The organism is Ensifer sp. GW821-FHT05G01 (assembly GCF_059419585.1).
Genome location: NZ_JBWKSC010000006.1, coordinates 56,618 through 79,201 on the forward strand (window position 1 = coordinate 56,618; position 22,584 = coordinate 79,201).

Annotated in this window: 18 protein-coding genes; 16 read left to right on the forward strand and 2 right to left on the reverse strand. The window is 61.8% G+C overall.

Features of this window, described 5'->3' with window-relative positions:
• Positions 1 to 128: 128 nt before the first annotated feature.
• On the forward strand, positions 129 to 884 hold the full coding sequence (locus tag AC07UR_RS16090; protein WP_209791094.1) for a Crp/Fnr family transcriptional regulator: 756 nt from the start codon (positions 129 to 131) through the stop codon (positions 882 to 884).
• A gap of 79 nt (positions 885 to 963) precedes the next feature.
• Here AC07UR_RS16090 and AC07UR_RS16095 read toward each other — a convergent pair whose 3' ends face one another.
• A complete protein-coding gene (locus tag AC07UR_RS16095) occupies positions 964 to 1,476 on the reverse strand; it encodes a Dps family protein (protein ID WP_494700049.1) in 513 nt (170 codons plus the stop codon).
• A 271-nt stretch (positions 1,477 to 1,747) separates the two neighbouring features.
• Between AC07UR_RS16095 and AC07UR_RS16100 the strand changes: the two genes are divergently transcribed.
• The 4 genes from AC07UR_RS16100 to AC07UR_RS16115 all read left to right on the forward strand — a co-directional run bounded on the left by AC07UR_RS16100 (position 1,748) and on the right by AC07UR_RS16115 (position 7,614).
• Positions 1,748 to 2,134, forward strand: a complete 387-nt coding sequence (locus AC07UR_RS16100; RefSeq protein ID WP_209791093.1) for a response regulator — start codon at positions 1,748 to 1,750, stop codon at positions 2,132 to 2,134.
• Between the two features lie 202 nt (positions 2,135 to 2,336).
• Positions 2,337 to 3,440 (forward strand): efflux RND transporter periplasmic adaptor subunit, encoded by a 1,104-nt coding sequence (locus tag AC07UR_RS16105; protein ID WP_209791092.1) that lies wholly within the window; start codon positions 2,337 to 2,339, stop codon positions 3,438 to 3,440.
• The gene (locus AC07UR_RS16110) at positions 3,437 to 4,519 is read left to right on the forward strand and encodes an efflux RND transporter periplasmic adaptor subunit (protein ID WP_209791091.1); all 1,083 of its coding nucleotides are present in this window, start codon (positions 3,437 to 3,439) and stop codon (positions 4,517 to 4,519) included. The genes AC07UR_RS16105 and AC07UR_RS16110 overlap by 4 nt, the downstream gene beginning before the upstream one ends.
• Positions 4,516 to 7,614, forward strand: coding sequence for an efflux RND transporter permease subunit (locus AC07UR_RS16115; RefSeq protein ID WP_173423878.1), 3,099 nt, complete (start codon positions 4,516 to 4,518; stop codon positions 7,612 to 7,614). Before AC07UR_RS16110 ends, AC07UR_RS16115 begins: the two co-directional genes overlap by 4 nt.
• Positions 7,615 to 7,651: 37 nt before the next feature.
• Here the strand turns inward: AC07UR_RS16115 and cysQ are convergent, their stop codons facing one another.
• Positions 7,652 to 8,428: a 3'(2'),5'-bisphosphate nucleotidase CysQ gene (gene cysQ, locus AC07UR_RS16120; RefSeq protein WP_173423879.1), complete on the reverse strand. Its 777-nt coding sequence runs from the start codon at positions 8,426 to 8,428 to the stop codon at positions 7,652 to 7,654.
• Positions 8,429 to 8,656: 228 nt separating this feature from the next.
• Between cysQ and AC07UR_RS16125 the strand changes: the two genes are divergently transcribed.
• The 11 genes from AC07UR_RS16125 (at position 8,657) to AC07UR_RS16175 (ending at position 22,358) form a co-directional block, all read left to right on the forward strand.
• Positions 8,657 to 9,907, forward strand: coding sequence for a sarcosine oxidase subunit beta family protein (locus tag AC07UR_RS16125; RefSeq protein ID WP_173423880.1), 1,251 nt, complete (start codon positions 8,657 to 8,659; stop codon positions 9,905 to 9,907).
• A gap of 81 nt (positions 9,908 to 9,988) precedes the next feature.
• Positions 9,989 to 10,267 carry a sarcosine oxidase subunit delta gene (locus AC07UR_RS16130; RefSeq protein WP_173423881.1) on the forward strand — a complete coding sequence of 93 codons (279 nt, stop codon included), beginning with the start codon at positions 9,989 to 9,991 and terminating at the stop codon, positions 10,265 to 10,267.
• A complete protein-coding gene (locus tag AC07UR_RS16135) occupies positions 10,264 to 13,227 on the forward strand; it encodes a sarcosine oxidase subunit alpha family protein (protein ID WP_209791090.1) in 2,964 nt (987 codons plus the stop codon). The genes AC07UR_RS16130 and AC07UR_RS16135 overlap by 4 nt, the downstream gene beginning before the upstream one ends.
• Before the next feature lie 10 nt (positions 13,228 to 13,237).
• Positions 13,238 to 13,792 (forward strand): sarcosine oxidase subunit gamma, encoded by a 555-nt coding sequence (locus AC07UR_RS16140; protein ID WP_209791089.1) that lies wholly within the window; start codon positions 13,238 to 13,240, stop codon positions 13,790 to 13,792.
• A 343-nt stretch (positions 13,793 to 14,135) separates the two neighbouring features.
• On the forward strand, positions 14,136 to 16,562 hold the full coding sequence (locus AC07UR_RS16145) for a GcvT family protein (protein WP_209791088.1): 2,427 nt from the start codon (positions 14,136 to 14,138) through the stop codon (positions 16,560 to 16,562).
• Positions 16,563 to 16,853: 291 nt separating this feature from the next.
• Positions 16,854 to 17,756 carry a branched-chain amino acid ABC transporter permease gene (locus AC07UR_RS16150; RefSeq protein ID WP_209791087.1) on the forward strand — a complete coding sequence of 301 codons (903 nt, stop codon included), beginning with the start codon at positions 16,854 to 16,856 and terminating at the stop codon, positions 17,754 to 17,756.
• A gap of 4 nt (positions 17,757 to 17,760) precedes the next feature.
• Positions 17,761 to 19,146: a high-affinity branched-chain amino acid ABC transporter permease LivM gene (gene livM, locus AC07UR_RS16155; RefSeq protein ID WP_209791086.1), complete on the forward strand. Its 1,386-nt coding sequence runs from the start codon at positions 17,761 to 17,763 to the stop codon at positions 19,144 to 19,146.
• Positions 19,146 to 20,033: an ABC transporter ATP-binding protein gene (locus AC07UR_RS16160; protein WP_209791085.1), complete on the forward strand. Its 888-nt coding sequence runs from the start codon at positions 19,146 to 19,148 to the stop codon at positions 20,031 to 20,033. Before livM ends, AC07UR_RS16160 begins: the two co-directional genes overlap by 1 nt.
• The gene (locus tag AC07UR_RS16165) at positions 20,030 to 20,755 is read left to right on the forward strand and encodes an ABC transporter ATP-binding protein (RefSeq protein WP_209791084.1); all 726 of its coding nucleotides are present in this window, start codon (positions 20,030 to 20,032) and stop codon (positions 20,753 to 20,755) included. Before AC07UR_RS16160 ends, AC07UR_RS16165 begins: the two co-directional genes overlap by 4 nt.
• Before the next feature lie 24 nt (positions 20,756 to 20,779).
• Positions 20,780 to 21,124 carry a DUF6867 family protein gene (locus tag AC07UR_RS16170; RefSeq protein WP_173423889.1) on the forward strand — a complete coding sequence of 115 codons (345 nt, stop codon included), beginning with the start codon at positions 20,780 to 20,782 and terminating at the stop codon, positions 21,122 to 21,124.
• A 115-nt stretch (positions 21,125 to 21,239) separates the two neighbouring features.
• A complete protein-coding gene (locus AC07UR_RS16175) occupies positions 21,240 to 22,358 on the forward strand; it encodes a branched-chain amino acid ABC transporter substrate-binding protein (RefSeq protein WP_025428142.1) in 1,119 nt (372 codons plus the stop codon).
• Positions 22,359 to 22,584 lie beyond the last annotated feature (226 nt).

Genomic DNA, 22,584 nt, shown 5'->3' on the forward strand with positions numbered 1-22,584 from the left:
AACAATGAAGCACCTGAAATCTATCCGTTTTTGGCAGGGCAAACCTTGCCGCCCCGTCGGTGCACGCTAGTTCCGATCAGGACCTTGGTAGCCGAAGTGGCCTGCCGCAACATGTATCGGATGGATTGATGGCCGGAACGGCAACCCGCAACGACAAACGTATCCCCTGTGAAAGCTGTCCCTTGCGCAAGCTCGATCACTTCAGGGCATTTACCGCGGACGAACTGGCTTTCATTTCGGAATTCAAGACCGGCGAACTCGCGGTCGACAGCGGGGCGACGATCCTGGTGGAAGGCTCGCACAGCGCTCATCTCTTTACCGTGCTGACTGGCTGGGGCTTTCGCTACAAGATGCTCGATGATGGCCGCAGGCAGATCCTCAATTACATCATGCCCGGCGATCTCGTCGGGCTGCAGGGCAGCCTGATGGGGGAAATGCAGCATTCGATCGAGGCGCTCTCCCCCGTCACGCTCTGTGTGTTCGAACGCGGCAAGCTCAATCGGCTCTACAGCAGCTATCCCGACCTCGCCTACGATCTGACCTGGATTGCTGCGCGCGAAGAGCGCATCCTCGACGAGAACCTCTTGAGCATCGGGCGGCGGTCTGCGCTGGAGCGCGCCGCCTATCTCATCGCCTTCCTTTACCAGCGCGCCAAGGCGCTCGACCTCTTCAACGGCAGCCGCGTGGCAATCCCGATCACCCAGCAGCACGTGGCCGATACGCTCGGCCTTTCGATCGTCCATACCAACAAGACGCTGAAGAAGCTGGCCGAGCGCGGCATGATCCGTTGGGCCGACAAGGGCTGCAACGTTCGCGACATCGACGGACTGTTGGCAATCTCCGGCTGGGAAGGTTTTAGTGAGACCAAGCGGCCGTTGATCTGACACTTTGCCGGGTAGGCGCAAGACGCAAGGAGCCCCGCCGGATGGCGGGGCTCGACTTGACGCGTCATGGTTGACGATGTCAGGCGGCGACGATCGCTCGCAGCATCCACAGTGCCTTTTCGTGGAAGGTGAGGCGATCGGTCAGCATGTCCGTCGTCACAAGGTCGTCATTCTCATCGGCTTTCACGCCCGCTTCGCGCATGCGCCGCACGGCTGCCTCGTGGTCGGCAATGAGGTCTGCGACCATATCGGCCGCCGTCGTGTGGTTGACCGACGCGCTCGTCGGAGCGAACTGGTTGGCCTCGCCGAGCTTTGCCGGAGCGAGATGGCCAAGCGCACGGATGCGTTCGGCAATGATGTCGGTCGCCTTGAACAGGGTATTGTAATGCTCTTCAGTCAGCTCATGCAGCGGCTTGAACAGTGGGCCGACGACGTACCAGTGGTAGATGTGGCTCTTGATGACGAGCTTGTAGGTGTCGGCGAGAATGTCGGAGAGGGCGGCCGCCATCTGCTGGCGATAGGCTTTCTTCAGCCCGATGTCGAATTCCTCGTCCTTGACCTTCGGTTTCAGCACGGAGGCTGCCTGTGCCATGATCTTTCTCCAATCGGTTTCGGAAATTCATCCTGGGTGTCGAGACGCGGCCGCGATTGCGGCTTTCGGCCGTCGATGCGCCGCGTCCTATTGAACGCCCCGCCGAGCACCTTGTTCCTTCGTTTGCCAGAGTGAGGATGCGGCAAAATCGCTGACCGTTTCCAACATGTCTTTTTTAAATGCCGGGTGGTTTCGCGGGGGGTATAGATCAAGGTTGATTGCGGCGGCTGCTCCTGCGGCCGGCGCATGGTTCTCGCGAAAGGTGGACCGAATGCCAACGATCGAGATTCCACCGTCGATCAGAACTGTGCTCGTTCTGGAAGACAATTTCATCATCGCGATGGATGCGGAGGAAATCCTGACATCCATCGGGATCTCCAACGTGCAGATCGCGACCAACGCCGAGCAGGCGATGCAGCTCATTTCGGCACAGACGTTCGATTTCATCATGCTCGATGTCAATCTCGAGAATGAGACGAGCTTTGCGGTTGCCGACGCGATCATTGCCCGCGGCATATGCTTCGGCTTTACCAGCGGCTACGGCGATGCGGAGATCTTTCCGGCGCATCTGCGCGGCATCCCCAGGATCGACAAACCGTTCAACGAGAGCTCGATCGGTAATCTGATCGCCACGGCCACCAGGCGCGAGGGCGTTTAGCCGCCGCGCCCTGTGTTTCTTCACCGCGTGTGTCGAGCAGCGCCGCCACCATCGGTCGCAGCGCTGTTTGCAGACTGAGGACTTCCAGACACCGGCCAAGTATGCGACTTTGTTGGCATCCTCGCGACGAAGGCGAGGCGCATCTTGTCTGTTGGCGGGCATTCGAAAATGCCTCGATCAATGCTGGAGCCGGGTGGAGCGTATGGCGCAATTCACATGCAGCGTGCGGCACTGTGGTTGGGCAATCGTGCTCGCCTCGACGATCTTGCTGACCTCGTGCGAGAAGCAGGAGGCGGAAGCCGCAAGGCCGGATACAACAGTTCGGATCGTCGAAGCGGCGCTCACCGATTACCAGCAGACCGTCACCCTGACCGGTGAAGTCGTGGCGCATGTGCAGGCGAACCTTGCCTTTCGCGTTAGCGGCCAGGTGACAGAGTGGTTCGCGGATGTCGGCGCCCATGTCGAGGACGGCGAGCTTCTGGCGAAGATCGATCCGCGCGAGCAGGAGGCCGATGTTCAAGCGTCCGAAGCGGCGGTAAAGGCCGCAGAAGCCCAATTGCGGCAGGCCCAGGCGACATTGACCCGGCAGAACACCCTGATGACGCAGGGCTTTACGACGCGCCGTGATCTCGACCAGGCCGAGACTGCCGCGCGCACGGCGGCAAGTGCTTTGGACGCCGCCAATGCGGAACTCGAGAGTGCGCGCACCGCTCTTTCCTACACCGAATTGCGCTCGAGTGCCGCGGGGATCGTTACCGTCCGACATGCCGAGGTGGGACAGGTCGTGCAGGCGGCCCAAACCATGTTCTCCGTTGCCAAGGACGGTCCGCGGGACGCCATCTTCAATGTTCACGAGGGGTTGTTGTTCATGAGGCCGGCGAGCGAGGATGTGACGCTGGCGCTGGTCAGCGACCCCTCGGTCACGGCGATCGCTCGCGTGAGCGAGATCTCCCCGACGATAGACGCCAAGGCCGGCACGGTGCGGGTGAAGCTGGCGATGCAGGAGACGCCGGAGCGCATGACGCTCGGTTCATCGGTGACCGGTGTCGCCCGTTTCGAGCCGGCCAAGGTCATCGCGCTGCCGTGGACGGCGCTCACTGCCGTCGACGGCAAGCCAGCGGTCTGGATCGTCGATCCCAGCGACAGCACGGTCAGCCTCAAGCCGATCGAGGTCAAGTCCTATGAAAGCGGCCGGGTGCTCGTCGCTTCCGGGCTTTCGGTCGGCGAGAAGGTCGTGGCGGAGGGCGGCAAATTCCTGCGCCCGGGCTTGGTGGTGCATGCGGTGGCTGAGGAGCAGGCGAAATGAGCTGGTCGAGAACCCCGCACCTGGTCATACCGATTGCCGCATTGCTGCTGCTGGTCGGATGCCAGAAGGAAGAGGAACAGGCGACCGAGGTCGCTCGTCCGGTGCTATCGATGGTCGTCAGCCAGCGCGTCGACGCCGCTGCGAGCTTTGCCGGAACGGTGCAACCGAAGGTCCAGACGGAGCTTGGCTTCCGGGTTATCGGCCGGCTCGTCGCCCGTGATGTGACCGTCGGCGATGCGGTGATCGCAGGCGCCGAGCTTGCGGCCCTCGATCCGACTGCCTTCGAACTGGCGCTGCGGTCGGCAAAGGCTGACCAGGCAAGTGCCGAGGCAACCCTTGCCAATGCGGCTGCCGCCGAGGAGCGGCTCACCGCTCTCCTGAAGACTGATACTGAATCCCAGGCCACAGTCGACAGTGCCCAGCAAGCGCACGAGGCGGCGCAGGCATCGCTCATACGGGCGACGGCGGGGCTGGCGAAGTCCGAGGAACAGCTCTCCTATACCAAGCTGAAGTCCGATTTCGACGGCATCGTCACGGCGACCGGAGCTGAGGTCGGCCAGGTGGTGTCGGCCGGCGAGATGGTCGTGACCGTTGCAAGGCCCGGCGAACGCGACGCGGTCGTCGACGTGCCCGACGGCATCGCGCTGTTTCCGATCGGCACGCCGTTCTCGGTCGCGCTGCAGATCAATCCGGATCTCAAGGTCAGTGGCACGGTGCGCGAGATCGCGCCGGCCGCCGACCCGGTCACCCGAACCCGGCGCGTGAAGATCGCGCTCGACAATCCGCCTGTCGGGTTCAGGCTGGGAACGACTATTACCGCAACGCGACAGGGCGCCGAGCATGAACTCATGCTCATTCCGTCGACTGCGGTGTTCGAGCGGGAAGGGAAGAGTTTTGTCTGGATCGTCAATGAACAGGGCGGTGATGTCACGGCACGGGAAGTTGAAGTCGGCGTCGATGCCGGCGGCCTGAGGCCGGTGACCTCAGGGCTCAAGCCGGGAGAGCGCATCGCCACCGCGGGCGTGCACAGCCTTGAGGAAGGCCAGAAGATAAAGATTTCCGACGGAGCGCGTTCATGAAGAAGTTCAACCTTTCGGACTGGGCGCTCGATCACAGCTCGATGGTCTGGTACTTCATGATCGTCTTCGTCGTGCTCGGCATCACGTCCTATGTCGAGCTCGGCCGCGAGGAGGACCCGTCCTTTACCATCAAGACGATGACGATCTCGGCCGCCTGGCCGGGTGCGTCGGTCGAGGAAACCACGCTTCAGGTTACCGAGCGCATCGAGCGCAAGCTCGAGGAACTGGAATCGCTCGACTACACCAAGAGCATGACGACGCCGGGCCAGACGCTGGTCTTCGTCAATCTGAAACCGGAGACGAAGGCGCGTAATGTGGCGGCGACCTGGGTCACGGTTCGCAACATGATCAACGACATTCGCGGGGACTTTCCTTCGGGTGTCATCGGGCCTGCCTTCAACGACCGCTTCGGCGACGTTTTCGGCAACATCTATGCCTTCACCGGCGACGGGCTGACGCCGCGGCAGCTGCGCGACTATGTCGAGGATGCGCGCCGCGATATCCTGACGGTACCGAACATTGGCAAGGTCGATCTGATCGGCGCGCAGGACGAGGTGATCTACCTCGAGTTTTCGCCGCGCCAGCTCGCAGCCCTCGGCATCAACCAACAGCAGGTGATCGAGACGCTGCAGGCACAGAATGCGGTCTCACCCTCTGGCGTCATCCAGACCGAAGGTGAGCGCGTCAGCATTCGTGTCGGCGGCCAGTTTTCATCGGAAGAAAGCATCCGTTCGGTCAACCTGCAGGTCAATGACCGATTTTTCCGTCTCAGCGACATTGCCACGATCACCCGCGGCTACGTCGATCCGCCCTCCGCCCTTTTCCGCTTCGAGGGCAAGCCCGCGATCGGGCTGGCGATCGGCATGAAGCAGGGTTCCAATCTGCTCGATTTCGGCAAGGCGGTGGAGCGGAAGATCGAGCGCCTGGAGCAGAGGTTGCCTGTCGGCGTCGACGTTCACCTCGTGTCCGACCAGCCGCTCGTGGTCGAAGAGGCGGTCTCCGGCTTCACGCAGGCGCTGTTCGAAGCGGTGATCATCGTTCTTGCCGTCAGCTTCGTCAGCCTTGGCATGCGCGCCGGCCTGGTCGTGGCCCTTTCCATTCCGCTGACGCTGGCGATCACCTTCGTTTTCATGTCCTATTGGGGCATCTCGCTGCAGCGCGTTTCGCTCGGTGCGCTGATCATCGCCCTCGGCCTGCTGGTCGACGATGCGATGATTGCGGTGGAAATGATGGTAGCGCGGCTGGAGGTCGGCGATTCGCTGCGCAAGGCGGCGACCTACGTCTATACGTCGACAGCCTTTCCGATGTTGACGGGCACGCTCGTTACCGTTGCCGGTTTCATCCCGATCGGCCTCAACAACAGCGCGGCCGGCGAATTCACCTTCACCTTGTTCGTCGTCATCGCCATTTCTCTGCTCGTCTCGTGGATCGTTGCGGTGATCTTCGCGCCGCTTCTGGGCGTCACCATCCTGCCGAAGACGATGAAGCAGCATGCCGGAGAAAAAGGCCGGATCGGGCGGCTGTTTTCCAGGCTTCTCGATCTCTGCATGCACTGGCGCTGGACCACGATCATCGCCACCGTCGCCGTCTTCTGCCTTTCGGTCTTCGGCATGGGTTTCGTCCAACAGCAGTTCTTTCCCTCATCCGACCGGCCCGAGATCATCGTCGATTGGTCGCTGCCGCAGAATTCCTCGATCGAGGAAACCAACGCACAGATGGCGAAGTTCGAGAAAGAGAAGCTTGCCGGCAACCCGGATGTGTTGCGCTGGTCGAGCTATGTCGGCGAGGGGGCTGTGCGCTTCGTCCTATCCTTCGACGTTCAACCGCCGCACCCCTCCTTCGGCCAGATGATCATCGTCACCAAGGGGCTCGACGTCCGCGACAAGGTGCGCGCCGACTTGCAAGCCTATCTCAAGCAGACATTCCCGGGAACGGACGCTTACGTGAAGTTGCTCGACATCGGCCCGCCGGTCGGTCGGCCGATCCAGTATCGCGTCAGCGGGCCCGATATCGAACAGGTGCGCAAGCATGCGCTCGATCTCAGCGCCGTGCTCGGCCGCAACCCGCAACTGGGCGAGATCGTTTTCGACTGGAATGAGCCGGCGCGCATGATCAAGGTCGATGTGCTGCAGGACAAGGCGCGCCAGCTCGGCGTGACCTCGCAGGATATCGCGAATGCCCTCAACGGCATTGTCGGGGGAACGACCGTCACACAGGTGCGCGACGACATCTACCTGATCGACGTGATCGGCCGGGCGCGCGACTCCGAGCGGCAATCGATCGAAACGCTGCGCGATCTCCAGCTTCCCGGCGCCAACGGCAATTCCGTGCCCTTGGCGGCTGTTGCCAACTTCCGCTACGAAATGGAGCAGCCGGTCGTATGGCGCCGTTCGCGCCTGCCGACGATCACGGTCAAGGCGGCGATCAACGGTACGGCACAGCCCTCGACGGTTTCGGCGCAGCTGGAAAAGGACGTGGCGGCGTTTGGCGCCGGGCTTCCGGACGGTTACAGGATCGAGATCGGCGGCACCATTGAGGAAAGCGCCAAGAGCCAGGCACCGATCGTCGCCGTCGTGCCCCTGATGCTGTTTGTGATGGCGACGATCCTGATGATCCAGCTGCAGAGCTTCTCGCGACTGTTCCTGGTCTTTGCCGTGGCGCCACTGGCGCTGATCGGCGTCGTCGCGGCGCTGCTTCCAAGCGGCGCACCGCTCGGTTTTGTCGCGATCCTTGGCGTGCTGGCGCTAATCGGCATTCTCATCCGCAACTCGGTCATCCTCGTCGTGCAGATCGAGGATCTGCGCAAGGAGGGGGTGGCCGCCTGGGATGCGGTGCGCGAGGCGACCGAGCATCGCATGCGGCCGATCATGCTGACGGCCGCAGCCGCAAGCCTTGGGCTGATCCCGATCGCGCGGGAAATCTTCTGGGGGCCGATGGCCTATGCGATGATGGGCGGCATCATTGTCGGAACGGTGCTGACGCTCCTGTTCCTGCCGGCGCTTTATCTCGCCTGGTTCCGTATCAAGCCACCGGCAGAAGATGGCGGTGCAGATGGAGAGACGACGCGAAGCGATGGCGAGGCGGTGCCGGTCTAGCGTTCCGACCCCGCCATGATGCCCACCGGCGTTGATCTCAGACCTTGCCGCGCGAGACGAACCAGGGGTTGGCGAAATCGCTGTCGTTCTTCTGGTTGCGCTTGCCGTAGGTGAGGGGCGTGCCCTCCATCGTCAGCGTTTCGCCGCCTGCCGCGCGCAGGATGGCATCGCCGGCGGCCGTGTCCCATTCCATCGTGCGGCTGAAGCGCGGGTAGACATCGGCAACCCCTTCGGCCAGCAGGCAGAACTTGAGCGACGAGCCGACGGCCTCGTAGTCGGTGATCCCATGTTCGGCGAGATAGGCGACGGTCTCGGTGCTGTTGTGCGAGCGGCTCGCCAGCGCCACCAGTCGGTCGCCGCGGATTCGACAGCCGATCACGGTTTCCGGCTCGACCAGAAATGTCTCGGAGACCACCGATTTCAGCGCTTTGCCGCCGCTCGCGGCGTAGAGGATGCCGAGCGCTGGCGCGTAGACGACGCCAGCAACCGGCGCGCCGTTTTCGATCAGCGCGATGTTGACGGTGAAGTCGTTGTGGCGACCGATGAATTCCTTGGTGCCGTCGAGTGGATCGACCAGGAAGAACGACTTGCCCGCGATTTCGGGGATCGAACCGGCAGCCACCGATTCCTCGGCGACGACAGGAATATCAGGAAAGGCGGCCGCGAGATCGGCCAGGATGATGCGCTCCGCACATTCGTCGGCATCCGTCACCGGCGAACAGTCGGGCTTGTAAAGCACTTCCGGGCCGGAGTGGTAGATGTCGAGAATGGCGCGCCCGGCGGCAATCGCGGATTTTTTGAGAATGTCGAGCATTGCTTGTCGTCTTTCAGGACTTTCTCGCGCCATAGCACACTCCGCGGCTGAAGTTGCCCATAGTTTTCGACGGTTCGCGCGAAATGTCCTCTCCCAGGCGCGTGTGCGAAAAGTTTTCGGCGGTTGCGGCAAAAGGCCGGCTTGATTTTTGCGACCGCGAGAAGCTTGCATCTTTGCTCCTCGCGCCGGCTGTGCAAATGTGCCGACGCAACTGAACTGGATGCCTTCATGCGTTATTCCGCATTCTCGATCGTCAGGAACGCCCTTTCCGGAAACCTGAACTGGAAGCCGCAATGGCGGCAGCCGCAGCCGAAATCCCATTATGACGTGATCATTGTCGGCGGCGGCGGCCATGGCCTTGCGACCGCCTACTATCTCGCCAAGGAATTCGGCGTGAAGAACGTCGCGGTGCTTGAGAAGGGTTATCTCGGATCGGGCAATGTCGGCCGCAACACCACGATCGTGCGCTCCAACTACATGCTGCCCGGCAACGAGCCGTTCTACGAGTTTTCGATGAAGCTCTGGGAAGGGCTGGAGCAGGACCTGAACTACAACGTCATGCTCTCACAGCGCGGCGTGATCATGCTCTACCACAGCGACGGCCAGCGCGACGCCTATGTCAGGCGCGGCAATGCGATGTGGATGGAAGGCGTGTCCGCCGAGCTGATCGAGCGCGAACAGCTGAAGAAGATGATCCCCTTCCTCAATTACGACCATGCGCGCTACCCGATCCTCGGCGGCCTTCTGCAGCGCCGCGCCGGCACGGCTCGCCATGATGCCGTCGCTTGGGGTTATGCCCGCGGCGCCGACCAGCACGGCGTCGATATCATCGAACATTGCGAAGTGACCGGCATTCGTCGCGAAAACGGCGTCGTCACCGGTGTCGAAACGTCGAAGGGCTTCATCGGCTGCGGCAAGCTGGCGCTGGCGGCTGCCGGCAATTCTTCGCGCGTCGGCGAGATGGCGGACCTGAAGCTGCCGCTTGAAAGCCACGTGCTGCAGGCCTTCGTGACCGAGGGGCTGAAGCCCTGCATCGATCACGTCATCGTCTATGGCGGCGGCCATTTCTACATCTCGCAGTCGGACAAGGGCGGGCTGGTCTTCGGCGCGGAGATCGACGGCTACTCGTCCTATGCCCAGCGCGGCAACCTGGCGACTGCCGAACATGTGATGGAGGAGGGGGTATCGATGATCCCTGGCCTGTCGCGTGTCCGGGTGCTGCGCGCCTGGGGCGGCGTCATGGACATGAGCATGGATGGCTCGCCGATCATCGACCGCACCTCGATCGACAACCTCTACCTCAATTGCGGCTGGTGCTATGGCGGCTTCAAGGCGACGCCGGCGTCCGGCTATTGTTTCGCGCATCTGATTGCCAGGAACGACACCCATCCGGTGGCGCGCGCCCTGCGGCTCGATCGTTTCGCGCGCGGCTACGCGGTCGACGAGGCCGGTGCCGGCCCTCAGCCGAACCTTCACTAGAGCGGCGTCTGTCGGGTGGCGACCATCCGGCAGTCCGGGAATATGAGCGAGCCGCGTTGAGGCTCCAGGATACGGAAGACAATGGCAAGCCTGATCACCTGTCCCCATTGCGGGGTCCGCCCGAAGGAAGAGTTCGCAATCCGCGGCGACGCGTCGCTCGTTCGACCGGCGCCCTCGGCATCGGATGAAGCCTGGCATGACTATGTCTATGTCCGCGCCAATCCCCGGGGCCGGACGGTCGAGCATTGGCATCACGTTGCCGGCTGTCGCCGTTTCCTCGTTGTCGAGCGCGATACCGTCACTCACGAGGTCTATTCGGTTGTCGATGGTGCTGCCGCGGCGCGGGAGGCACAGCGATGACCGCCTATCGCCTGTCCTCCGGCGGCCTTGTCGATCGCAGCAAGGTCTTGAGCTTCACCTTCGACGGACGGCCGCTGCGCGGTTTTGCCGGCGATACGCTTGCCTCCGCACTTCTTGCCAACGACCAGCTGCTGGTCGGCCGCAGCTTCAAGTACCACCGGCCGCGCGGCATCGTCAGCGCCGGGCCGTCGGAACCGAACGCGCTTGTGACCCTCGGTTCGGGCGCCCGCAGTGATCCGAACACCAAGGCGACGGTCGCCGAGCTTTATGCCGGTCTGACGGCGAAGAGCCAGAACCGCTGGCCTTCGCTCGGTTTCGATGTCGGCGCGGTCAACGGCCTGCTTTCGCCGTTTCTTGGCGCCGGCTTCTACTACAAGACCTTCATGTGGCCGAAGCAGCTCTGGGAAAAGCTTTATGAGCCGGTGATCCGGCGCGCTGCCGGTCTCGGGCGGGCCGTGCTCGAACGCGACCCGGAGAGCTACGAAAAGTCCTGGGCCTTTTGCGATCTGCTCGTCGTCGGCGGCGGCCCGGCCGGTCTGATGGCTGCCCTGACCGCCGGCCGCGCCGGTCTTCGCGTCATCCTTGCCGACGAGGATTTTCGTCTGGGCGGATCGCTGTTGTGCGAAACGGAAACGGTTGACGGTTCGCCCGCATCGGCCTTTGCCGAGCGGGTCGTCGCCGAATTGCAGTCTCTCGACAACGTCACGCTCCTGTCGCGAACCACTGTCTTCGGCTGGTATGACGACAATGTCTTCGGTGCCGTCGAGCGGGTGCAGAAACATGTCGCCGACCCCTCGGCCAAGCTGCCCACCGAACGCGTCTGGCGCATTGCGGCCAAACGCGCCTTGCTGGCGACCGGCGCCGAAGAGCGACCGCTGGTGTTCGGAGGCAACGACCGTCCCGGCGTCATGATGGCCGGCGCCGTTTCGACTTACGCCGAGCGCTATGGCGTTTCCGCCGGCAAATCGGTGGCGATCTTCACCAGCGGCAGCAGCGGTTATCGCACAGCGCGTGGCCTGTCGGCTAAAGGGGTGACAGTCTCGGCGATCGTCGACAGCCGTGCGGATGCGAGCGACGCGGCGCCCGATGGCGTGCGGGTGATCCGTTCCGGCGCGGTCGTCGACACCAAGGGCCGGGCGCGGTTGTCCGGCATTGTCGTCGAGCGCTCCGGTTTCGAGGAACTGATTGGCTGCGATGCGCTCGGCATGTCCGGTGGCTGGAGCCCGGTCATTCATCTCGCTTGTCAGCGCGGTGCCCGGCCGGTGTGGTCGGAGGAGCTGAAGGCATTCTCAGCGCCGAATGTCGGCAACGGCCTTCGTATCGTCGGATCCGCCAATGGTGTCTATACGCTTTCCGGCTGCCTGCGCGACGGCGTCGAGAAGGCGACGGCGATTGCCACCGAGCTGGGCTTCAACGCCGCAGCAGCACCTGTGCCGGTGACGGAGACCGAGACCGAGGGAGAGCCTTCCTTCGCAGCCCTCTGGTATGTGCCAGGCGCCAGGTCGAAAGCCTTCGTCGATTTCCAGAACGATGTGCATGCCAAGGATCTCGGCCTCGCGCTGCGCGAAGGTTTTGGCCATGTGGAGCATGCCAAGCGCTACACAACCAGCGGCATGGCGACGGACCAGGGCAAGCTTTCCAACATCAATGCGGTCGGCATTCTCGCCGGCATGCGCGGCGTGAGCCCGGCCGAGGTCGGCACGACGACGTTTCGGCCGTTCTATACGCCGGTGTCCTTCGGGGCGCTGGCGGGCACGTCCCGTGACGGCCATGCGACGCCGACCCGCAAATCCCCCTTGCATGAATGGGCGAGGAAGAATGGCGCGACCTTCGTCGATTCCGGCCTGTGGTTCCGCTCGGCCTGGTTCCCGCGCGCCGGCGAAAAGTCCTGGCGCGAAAGCGTCGACCGGGAGGTGCTCAATGTGCGCGCCAATGTCGGGCTCTGCGATGTGTCGACGCTCGGCAAGATCGAGGTTTTCGGGGCGGATGCGGCGGAATTTCTCAACCGGCTCTATTGCAATGCCCTGCTGAAGTTGCCGGTCGGCAAGGCCCGCTACGGCCTTATGCTGCGCGAGGACGGCTTCGTCTTCGACGACGGCACCGTGAGCCGATTTGCGGAAGACCATTTCTTCGTGACGACGACAACCGCCATGGCTGGCGCCGTCATGTCCCATATGGACTATTGCGCGCAGGTGCTGTGGCCCGATCTCAAAGTCCGGTTCTGCTCGGTGAGCGATCAATGGGCGCAGATGGCGATTGCCGGACCGAAGGCGCGTGACGTACTGCAGCAACTGATCGACGAGGACATCTCGGAAGCGGTTTTCCCGTTCTTGGCAGCGCGTTCGATGGTGCTTCGCGGCGGCATCAATGCCCGGTTGTTCCGCATCTCGTTTTCGGGCGAACTCGCCTTCGAGCTGGCCGTTCCCGCCGGTTATGGCGAGGCGGTGGCCGAGCAGATCATGGAGGCGGGGCGGGCGCACGATATCTGCGCCTACGGCGTCGAGGCGCTGAACGTTCTTCGGCTCGAGAAAGGGCTTCTGACCCATGCGGAGTTCGACGGCCGGGTGACGCCCGACGATGCCGGGCTTGGGCGGATGTTTTCCGCGCAGAAACCCGATTTCATCGGCAAGCACCTGTCGGCGCGCTACGGCCTGACAGCAGCAGACCGTATGCAGCTTGTCGGTCTGAAGCCTGTCGATAAGGACAAGGACATGCGTGCCGGCGCTCATCTTCTCAAGGAAGGCATGAAGCCGTCGACGCTCAACGATCAGGGCTGGGTCAGCTCCGCCGGCTACTCGCCGGTGCTGGGGCAGCACATCGCGCTCGCCTTCCTCAAGTCCGGGCGCGAGCGCTACGGCGAAAAGATCGTCGTCTGGGACAAGTTGCGCGATTACGAGGTCGTCGCCGAGGTCTGCGATCCGATGTTCGTCGATCCCGAAAACAAGAAGCTGAAAGCCTGAGGAGGCGCTGATGGTTCGCGATTACAACAACCGCCACGCGCTCGACCAGAAGCTGCGCGGTGCACCGAAGCCCGCGCATGCGGATCACCTCGAAGTCGGCCATTGGCAGGCGATTGCTACGGTGCTCGCCCATGTCGGGCTGGACGCGGCGGTGGAGCGGGCGCTTTCGTCGACGCCTGACCTGTCGCTGCGTTATTGCGGGCCGGGCGAGTGGCTGGTGGTGTCCGGCGTCGACACGCCTGTCGGGCTCATGCGCCGTCTCGACATGCTGTGCGGCACGCAGGCGCATGTGGTCGACCACAGCGACGGCCGCGTTCTCATGCGCCTTTCCGGGCCGTCGGCTCGGCAGATCCTTGCCAAGGGCATCGGCGTTGATCTTCACCCTGCGGCCTTCGCGCTCGGCGGCAGCACCAACGTGCTGTGTGGCCATATTGCCATCAACCTGGCGCGCACCGGTGAGGATGTCTTCGAACTGATCGTTTCGCGCAGCTTTGCCGAATCGTTGTTCGAGGACCTGATGACGATGGGTCGTCCGTTCGATCTTTCGGCTGCTTTCTCCGAATAGCGCCCAGGACCGAAGTTCGATTCGGTTTTTGGTCCTGGGCACCGCGTTTTAGATCTGCGAGCGACCTTTGCACGTCCGGACGGACGTGCGGCGCTCTAAAAACAAATGCGGCATCGTATGCCGCATTTGGGTCGCCGATCCGCCAGCGGATGGCGGAAACGGACAAGCGTCCTTCGCAGCCACGTCTTTATCGCAGCCGTCTTTCTGACTAGGCTTCTGCGTGTTCGCCACTTGCCGTCCCAGTACAGGAACGGACCTCGGCGGACGGCAGTCGTGCCTGATCCTTTTCCCTTGAAAACTGAGCCGTGTACCACCCGGATGCGCGGGAGAGCGGAGTGCGCGCATGAAAAGCCATGCCAGAGTCGTCGTCATCGGTGGCGGCGTTGTCGGTTGCTCGATCCTCTATCACCTGACGAAGTTCGGCTGGACCGATGTGGTGCTCCTGGAGCGGTCGGAACTGACCTCCGGCTCGACCTGGCACGCGGCCGGCGGCATGCACACGATCAACGGCGACCCCAACGTCGCCAAGCTGCAGAAATATACCGTCGAGCTCTACAAGGAGATCGAGGACTATTCCGGTCAGGATATCGGGCTGCACATGACCTCGGGCATGATGCTGGCTGCGACCAAGGAGCGTTTCGACTGGATGAAGTCGATCCTCGCCAAGGGCCGTTACATGGGGCTCGAAGCCGAGCTGCTGACGCCGAAGGAAGCGCATGACCTGATGCCGCTGCTCGACCCCGATCAGTTCGTCGGCGCGGTGTTCGACCCGGTCGAGGGCCATCTCGATCCCTATGGCACCACCCATGCCTATGCCAAGTCGGCCAAGAAGAATGGCGCCGAGATCTACCTGCACACCAAGGTCGAGGATCTGGTGCAGCGCGAGGACGGCTCCTGGCGCGTCATCACCAATCAGGGCGAGATCATCGCCGAGCATGTGGTCAATGCCGCCGGTCTCTGGGCGCGCGAGGTCGGGCGCATGGTCGGGCTGGAGTTGCCGGTGCTGGCGATGGAACACATGTACCTCATCACCGAGGACATGCCCGAAGTCATCGAGTTCAACCAGACGCGCGGCAAGGAGCTGATGCACTGCGTCGATTTCGACGGCGAGATCTATCTGCGTCAGGAACGTCAGGGCATGCTGATGGGCACCTATGAGAAAGCCTGCCGCCCGTGGTCGCCGGTAACGACGCCCTGGGATTTCGGCCATGAACTTCTCGCCGAAGATATCGACCGCATTTCGCCGGAGCTTGAAGTTGGTTTCCGGCATTTCCCGGCCTTCAACAAGGCCGGCATCAAGAAGGTCATCAACGGCCCCTTCACCTTTTCGCCGGACGGGAACCCACTGGTCGGGCCGGTCAGGGGCTTGCGCAATTTCTGGTCGGCCTGCGCCGTCATGGCTGGCTTCAGCCAGGGCGGCGGCGTCGGACTGGCGCTTGCCAACTGGATCATCGAAGGCGATCCGGGCTTCGATGTCTTCGCCATGGACGTGGCGCGCTACGGCGATTTCGCCACGCTTGCCTATACCAACGCCAAGGTTCGCGAGAACTATTCGCGCCGCTTCTCGATCCGCTATCCCAACGAGGAATTGCCGGCCGGCCGCCCGCTGCTGACGACGCCGATTTATGACCGGCTGAAGGCGGCCGGTGCCGTGTTCGGCGCGTCCTATGGCCTGGAGACGCCGCTCTGGTTTGCGCCCGCCGGTGTCGAGGATCACTTCTCCTGGCGCCGCTCGACCGATTTCGACACGGTCGGCGATGAAGCCCGTGCGGTGCGAACCTCGGTCGGGCTGATGGAAACCTCCGGTTTTGCCAAATACGAGATCAAGGGGGGTGGGGCGCAAGCCTGGCTCGACCGGATGCTCGCCTGCCGTATCCCGGCGAAAGGCCGGATGTCGCTGGCGCCGATGCTGAAGGATGACGGCAAGCTGATCGGCGACTTCACGCTTGCCAGGCTTGGCGAGCAGGATTTCCTTCTTATCGGCTCCGGCATCGCCGAGGATTACCATATGCGCTGGTTCGAGGCGCATCTGCCGGACGATGGCTCGGTCTCGATCCGCCCGCTGAAGCTTGAACTGGTCGGTCTGTCGATCGCCGGGCCGAAGGCGCGGGACGTGCTGGCGGCGCTGACCCATCTCGACGTCGGTGATTCGGCCTTTGCCTTCATGGACATTCGCCGGATGGATCTCGGCATGGCGCCCGTTGTCGTCGGCCGCGTCAGCTATACCGGCGATCTCGGCTACGAGATCTGGATGAAGCCGGAATATCAGCGCTACCTGTTCGATCTGATTCTGGAAAAGGGGGCTGCATCCGGCATCCGGCTGTTTGGCCTTCGTGCCCTGAACGCGCTGCGGGTCGAAAAATCGTTCGGCAGCTGGTCGCGCGAGTATCGGCCGCTCTACGGTCCGCTGGAGGCCGGGCTCGATCGGTTCGTGGCGCTCGGCAAACCCACGGATTTCATTGGAAAAGCGGCGGCAATCGCCGAGAAGGCCGAAGGCGGGCGGCTTCGTTTGCGCACCTTCCTGATTGAGACACGCGATGCCGATGTCATCGGCGACGAACCGATCTACTTCGACGGCGCCGTGCGTGGCTGGGTGACGTCGGGCGGCTATGCCCATGCCAGCGGCGTGTCGGTGGCGCTCGGCTATGTGCCCAAGGAGATCGCCGATGAGCAGGGGGGCTGGGCGATTGAACTGCTCGGCGAGATCCTGCCGGCGCGGCTGCAACCCTACCCATTGTTCGACGCAAATGGTCAACGCATGCGTGCTTGAGGAGGTCGGATCGGCAAGATGGTCTTGTTGCTTGCCGATTCATCCACAGACGGGATTGCACGCGGTTTTAGACTAAAGTTGACTATTGCGCAGGCGAGACGTGCATTTTTTTTGTTTTTTTTGACTTCAAAAGCGTCAAATCGATTTTATCGGCGAAGATTTTGCCGGTCCCACGTTTTTTAGCTTTTCTTTTCGTTTGAAAGAGGTATGGAATCGATCAAACAGAACGCTCAACAATGAGCTCAAAAAACAAGAGACCGGACCTTATGGATCTGGTCCAGGGGAAGATTGATGGAGTATTTCGTCCAGCAGCTCGTCAACGGGCTGACTCTTGGGTCTATTTATGGTATGATCGCAATTGGTTATACCATGGTCTACGGCATCATTGGCATGATCAACTTCGCCCACGGCGATATCTTCATGCTCGGCGGTTTTGCCGCTTTGATTGTCTTTCTGCTTCTCACAACATTCATGGCCGGCATACCGGTTGTACTTGCCCTGCTGCTGATGATGGTCGTCGGCATGCTGACGGCAGCGCTCTGGAACTGGACGATCGAGAAGGTGGCCTACCGGCCGCTGCGCGGATCGTTCCGGCTCGCCCCGCTGATCACGGCAATCGGCATGTCGATCGCATTGTCGAACTTCATCCAGGTCACGCAGGGACCGCGCAACAAGCCGATCCCACCGATGGTTTCCTCGGTTTACGAGGTGATGGGCATCACGATTTCGCTGAAGCAGATCATCATCATCATCATCACGGCGATCCTCTTGTCCGTGTTCTGGTACATCGTCAACAAGACGCCACTCGGGCGGGCCCAGCGCGCGACCGAACAGGACCGCAAGATGGCGGCATTGCTCGGTGTCGACGTCGATCGTACCATCTCGGTGACCTTCATCATGGGCGCGGCACTCGCTGCCGTCGCCGGCACCATGTACTTGATGTATTATGGTGTGGTCGTCTTTACCGACGGATTTGTTCCGGGGGTCAAGGCCTTTACTGCGGCAGTTCTTGGCGGCATCGGCTCATTGCCTGGCGCTGTTCTCGGCGGGCTGCTGATCGGCCTCATCGAGTCCCTCTGGTCCGCTTATTTCACCATCGACTACAAGGATGTTGCGACGTTCTCCATTCTCGCAATCGTCCTGATCTTCAAGCCGTCTGGCATACTCGGACGACCGGAAGTCGAGAAGGTATAATTCAATGGCAAACATTGCTTCTACATCTGCAAGCGCCGGCAGTGACCTGACGGCGCGGGCCCTGCGCGAGGCTGTCTTCGCGGGCCTGATCTCTCTCGGCCTCTTCGTGCTGTTCGTCGGTCTGAAAACCGACCAGAACATTCGCAACGAACTGGTGCTCACCCAGCGCTGGGGTCTGCTTGCGATCTTCGTGATCGTCGCTGCCGTCGGCCGGTTTCTGATGGTCGCCTATATCCAGCCCGCCATGGCGCGCCGTAAGGCGGCCAAGGCAGAGGCCGAGGACGTCGTCAAGGAAGAGACCTTCTTCAAGCGGAACTTCTCGAAGATCGCCATTGCAGCGCTCATTCTCTATCCGCCGGTCATCGTTGCACTTGTCGGTGTTCAGGGTTCGCTGAAATGGGTCGATAACTTCGGTGTTCAGATCCTGATCTACGTGATGCTCGCCTGGGGCCTCAACATCGTCGTCGGTCTCGCTGGCCTGCTCGACCTTGGCTATGTTGCTTTCTACGCGGTCGGCGCCTATTCCTACGCGCTGCTGTCGACCTATTTCGGGCTTTCGTTCTGGATCCTGCTGCCGGTCGCCGGCATCCTTGCCGCCTTCTGGGGCATGATCCTCGGCTTCCCGGTCTTGAGGCTGAGGGGTGATTATCTCGCGATCGTCACGCTCGCCTTCGGGGAAATCATCCGGCTTGTGCTCATAAACTGGACCGAGGTGACCAAGGGGACGTTCGGCGTCTCCGGTATCGCCAAGGCAACGCTGTTCGGCATCAAGTTCGACGCATCCAAGGACGGTTTCGCTGCGTTGATGGGGCTTCCCATGTCGTCGGCCTATTACAAGATCTTCCTGTTCTACCTGATCCTGGCGCTCGCCCTTCTGACTGCCTACGTCACCATCCGCCTTCGCCGCATGCCGATCGGTCGCGCCTGGGAAGCGCTGCGCGAAGACGAGATTGCCTGCCGCTCGCTCGGTATCAACACGGTCACAACCAAGCTGACGGCTTTTGCCACGGGCGCCATGTTCGGCGGCATTGCCGGCTCGTTCTTCGCCGTGCGCCAGGGCTTCGTTTCGCCGGAATCCTTCGTCTTCCTCGAATCCGCCGTTATCCTGGCGATCGTGGTTCTCGGCGGCATGGGTTCGCTGACCGGCATCGCCATTGCCGCAGTGGCGATGATCGGCGGCACGGAAATCCTGCGCGAACTTTCCTTCCTGAAGGCGGTCTTCGGGCCGGACTTCACGCCTGAACTCTACCGCATGCTGATCTTCGGTCTGGCGATGGTCGTCGTCATGGTCTGGAAACCGCGGGGCTTCGTCGGCTCGCGTGAACCGACGGCGTTCCTGCGCGAACGCAAGGCGATCTCCGGCAGCTTTACCAAGGAAGGGCATGGCTGATGGCCCTCGAGACAACGACAATGAAAAAAGACCCCATTCTCTCGGTTGAGCACCTGTCGATGCGCTTCGGCGGTCTCATGGCCATCAACGACTTCTCCTTCGAAGCCTATCGCGGTGACATCACCGCGCTGATCGGCCCGAACGGAGCCGGCAAGACCACGGTGTTCAACTGCATCACCGGCTTCTACAAGCCGACGATGGGCATGATCACCATGAAGCAGAAGTCCGGTAAGGAATATCTGCTGGAGCGCCTGCCGGATTTCGAGATCACCAAGCATGCCAAGGTCGCACGCACGTTCCAGAACATCCGGATGTTCTCCGGTCTGACGGTGCTCGAAAACCTGCTGGTTGCGCAGCACAACAAGCTGATGCAGGCATCCGGTTATACCTTCCTCGGGCTGCTCGGCTTTCCCGCCTACAAGCAGGCCTCGAAGGAATCGATCGAGCTTGCGCGCCATTGGCTGGAAAAGGCATCGCTGGTCGATCGCGCCGATGATCCGGCCGGCGATCTGCCCTATGGCGCTCAACGACGGCTCGAAATCGCCCGTGCCATGTGCACCGGGCCTGAGCTTCTGTGCCTCGACGAGCCGGCCGCCGGCCTCAACCCGCGTGAATCCTTGGCGCTCAATGAGCTACTGCGGGGCATTCGCGCCGAAACCGGCACGTCGATCCTGCTGATCGAGCACGACATGTCGGTGGTCATGGAGATTTCCGACCACGTGGTCGTTTTGGAATACGGCCAGAAGATTTCCGACGGCAACCCGGATTTCGTGAAGAACGATCCGCGGGTCATTGCGGCCTATCTGGGTGTCGAGGATGAAGAGGTTGAAGAGGTGATCGAACAAATCGAGGAAATCGAAGGCGGACAGGGAGGCTCCAAGAAATGAGTGCGCCTCTCCTGCAAGTAAAGGCCGTCGAAACCTACTACGGCAATATCCGGGCGCTGAGCGGCGTCGATGTCGAAGTGCACCGCGGTGAAATCGTCTGCCTGATCGGCGCCAATGGCGCCGGAAAATCGACCCTGATGATGACGATCTGCGGCAGCCCGCAGGCCCGCACCGGCGCGGTCATCTTCGAAGGCGAGGACATTACCCGCATGCCGACGCACGAGATCGCCCGTCTGCGCATCGCGCAGTCGCCGGAAGGTCGTCGTATCTTCCCGCGGATGACCGTGTTCGAAAACCTGCAGATGGGCGCAAGCCTCGACAATCTCAAGCACTTCAACCAGGACGTCGAGAAAGTGTTCACGCTGTTCCCGCGGTTGAAGGAGCGTCAGGCTCAACGCGGCGGCACGCTGTCCGGCGGCGAGCAGCAAATGTTGTCGATCGCCCGAGCGCTGATGGCGCGTCCGAAACTCCTGTTGCTGGACGAACCCTCGCTCGGCCTGGCACCGCTGATCGTCAAGGGCATCTTCGAAGCCATCAAGAAGCTGAACAAGGAAGAGGGGCTCACCGTGTTCCTCGTCGAGCAGAATGCGTTCGGCGCCTTGAAGCTTTCCGACCGCGGTTACGTGATGGTCAACGGCCGCGTGACGATGAGCGGCTCGGGCAAGGAACTGCTCGCCAATCCGGAAGTCCGCGCGGCCTATCTTGAAGGCGGCCGCCACTGATGCGCCGCATCTGGAGTTTGTGACATGCAGGGTATTCTCTACGAAGAAGTGTCGATCTGGCAGTTTCTTTTCATCACCTGTGTTCTGGGCGGCTGGACCGCGTGGAGAACGGGAAAGAGCGTCGCCGAGGGCTGGGAGGAGCTTCCGCGCCTCTTTGTCTACGTGGCGCTTTTGGGGCTTGGTATTCGGTTTGTGCACCACGCCCTCTTCGAAGGCACGATGTTCAGTCTGCATTACTATATCGTAGACACGGTCGTACTTTTGTTGTTTGCTACCGTAGGTTTCCGGTACTACCGGACCAAGCAAATGACCAATAACTACTATTGGCTCTATGAGAAGGCTTCGCCTTTCTCCTGGAAAGCCAAATAAAGGGAACAGCGCGCGCCGGCCGCCGCGGCCGGTGCGAAAGAAATACCGGCGCGAATTACGGTGGGCATTGCGCAGGTTGGTAACGAGACCCGCTCGGATAATTGGGAGTAACAAAATGAAAAAGTCTCTTCTGTCGGCCGTTGCCCTGTCGGCGATGGTCGCTTTCAGCGGCACCGCATGGGCTGATATTCTCGTTGGCGTTGCTGGCCCGCTGACGGGCCCGAACGCTGCCTTCGGCGCACAGCTGCAGAAAGGTGCCGAACAGGCTGCTGCAGACATCAATGCTGCCGGTGGTATCAATGGGGAACAGATCAAGGTTGTGCTCGGCGACGACGTTTCCGACGCCAAGCAGGGCGTATCGGTCGCCAACAAGTTCGTTGCTGACGGCGTGAAGTTCGTTGTCGGCCACTTCAACTCGGGCGTGTCCATCCCGGCTTCCGAAGTCTATGCCGAAAACGGCATCCTGCAGGTAACGCCGGCTTCCACCAACCCGCAGTTCACCGAACGCGGCCTCTGGAACACCTTCCGCACCTGCGGTCGTGACGACCAGCAGGGTGCCGTTGCCGGCGCCTTCCTTGCTGCCAACCACAAGGACGCCAAGATCGCCGTCATTCACGACAAGACCCCTTATGGTCAGGGCCTTGCCGATGAAACCAAGAAGTCGATGAACGAAGCCGGCCTCAATGAAGCCCTCTATGAAGGCATCAACACCGGCGACAAGGACTTCTCGGCCCTTATCGCCAAGATGAAGGAAGCCGGCGTCTCGATCGTCTACTACGGCGGTCTGCACACCGAAGCCGGCCTGATCATGCGCCAGATGAAGGACCAGGGCCTCAAGGCTACCCTGATGTCGGGCGACGGTATCGTTTCGAACGAACTGGCTTCGATCGCCGGCGACGCCGTTGACGGCACGCTGATGACGTTTGCTCCGGATCCGCGCAAGAACCCGGCTGCCAAGGAACTCGTCGAAAAGTTCCGCGCTGCCGGCTTTGAGCCGGAAGCCTACACGCTCTACGCCTACGCTGCTCTGCAGGTTGTGGCTGAAGCTGCCAAGGCTGGTGGCACCACCGATCCGCAGGCCGTTGCCGAAGCGATCAAGGCCAAGGGCCCGTTCAAGACCGCCATCGGCGAACTCGGCTATGACGAAAAGGGCGACATCACCCGTCCGGACTACGTCATGTACACCTGGAAGAAGGGTGAAGACGGCAAGTACAGCTACTTCGAAAACGAGTAAATCTCGCTTCGAGGTTCGTTGAACCACGTCAGAACTTCGAAAGCCCGGCGAGCGATCGCCGGGCTTTTCGCTTCTGGACGAGTGTCTCGGCGGATGTGGTGACGCTTCGACAACGTGCTCTACGCGAGCAGGGGCTCGCGCAACGCGGCTTTCGCTCCGCAAAAGCGCGCCGCGATCTTTCAGATTCGCTTGGCGCGCTTTAAGTTCTTGTTTTTGCGCATGTCGT

Coding starts and splice junctions, on each gene's coding strand:
- AC07UR_RS16125 (WP_173423880.1), top strand. CDS start 8,657: ATGCGTTATTCCGCATTCTCGATCGTCAGGAACGCCCTTTCCGGAAAC.
- livM (WP_209791086.1), top strand. CDS start 17,761: ATGGCAAACATTGCTTCTACATCTGCAAGCGCCGGCAGTGACCTGACG.
- AC07UR_RS16140 (WP_209791089.1), top strand. CDS start 13,238: ATGGTTCGCGATTACAACAACCGCCACGCGCTCGACCAGAAGCTGCGC.
- AC07UR_RS16150 (WP_209791087.1), top strand. CDS start 16,854: ATGGAGTATTTCGTCCAGCAGCTCGTCAACGGGCTGACTCTTGGGTCT.
- AC07UR_RS16175 (WP_025428142.1), top strand. CDS start 21,240: ATGAAAAAGTCTCTTCTGTCGGCCGTTGCCCTGTCGGCGATGGTCGCT.
- AC07UR_RS16090 (WP_209791094.1), top strand. CDS start 129: ATGGCCGGAACGGCAACCCGCAACGACAAACGTATCCCCTGTGAAAGC.
- AC07UR_RS16160 (WP_209791085.1), top strand. CDS start 19,146: ATGGCCCTCGAGACAACGACAATGAAAAAAGACCCCATTCTCTCGGTT.
- cysQ (WP_173423879.1), bottom strand. CDS start 8,428: ATGCTCGACATTCTCAAAAAATCCGCGATTGCCGCCGGGCGCGCCATT.
- AC07UR_RS16095 (WP_494700049.1), bottom strand. CDS start 1,476: ATGGCACAGGCAGCCTCCGTGCTGAAACCGAAGGTCAAGGACGAGGAA.
- AC07UR_RS16115 (WP_173423878.1), top strand. CDS start 4,516: ATGAAGAAGTTCAACCTTTCGGACTGGGCGCTCGATCACAGCTCGATG.
- AC07UR_RS16110 (WP_209791091.1), top strand. CDS start 3,437: ATGAGCTGGTCGAGAACCCCGCACCTGGTCATACCGATTGCCGCATTG.
- AC07UR_RS16130 (WP_173423881.1), top strand. CDS start 9,989: ATGGCAAGCCTGATCACCTGTCCCCATTGCGGGGTCCGCCCGAAGGAA.
- AC07UR_RS16100 (WP_209791093.1), top strand. CDS start 1,748: ATGCCAACGATCGAGATTCCACCGTCGATCAGAACTGTGCTCGTTCTG.
- AC07UR_RS16170 (WP_173423889.1), top strand. CDS start 20,780: ATGCAGGGTATTCTCTACGAAGAAGTGTCGATCTGGCAGTTTCTTTTC.
- AC07UR_RS16145 (WP_209791088.1), top strand. CDS start 14,136: ATGAAAAGCCATGCCAGAGTCGTCGTCATCGGTGGCGGCGTTGTCGGT.
- AC07UR_RS16135 (WP_209791090.1), top strand. CDS start 10,264: ATGACCGCCTATCGCCTGTCCTCCGGCGGCCTTGTCGATCGCAGCAAG.
- AC07UR_RS16165 (WP_209791084.1), top strand. CDS start 20,030: ATGAGTGCGCCTCTCCTGCAAGTAAAGGCCGTCGAAACCTACTACGGC.
- AC07UR_RS16105 (WP_209791092.1), top strand. CDS start 2,337: ATGGCGCAATTCACATGCAGCGTGCGGCACTGTGGTTGGGCAATCGTG.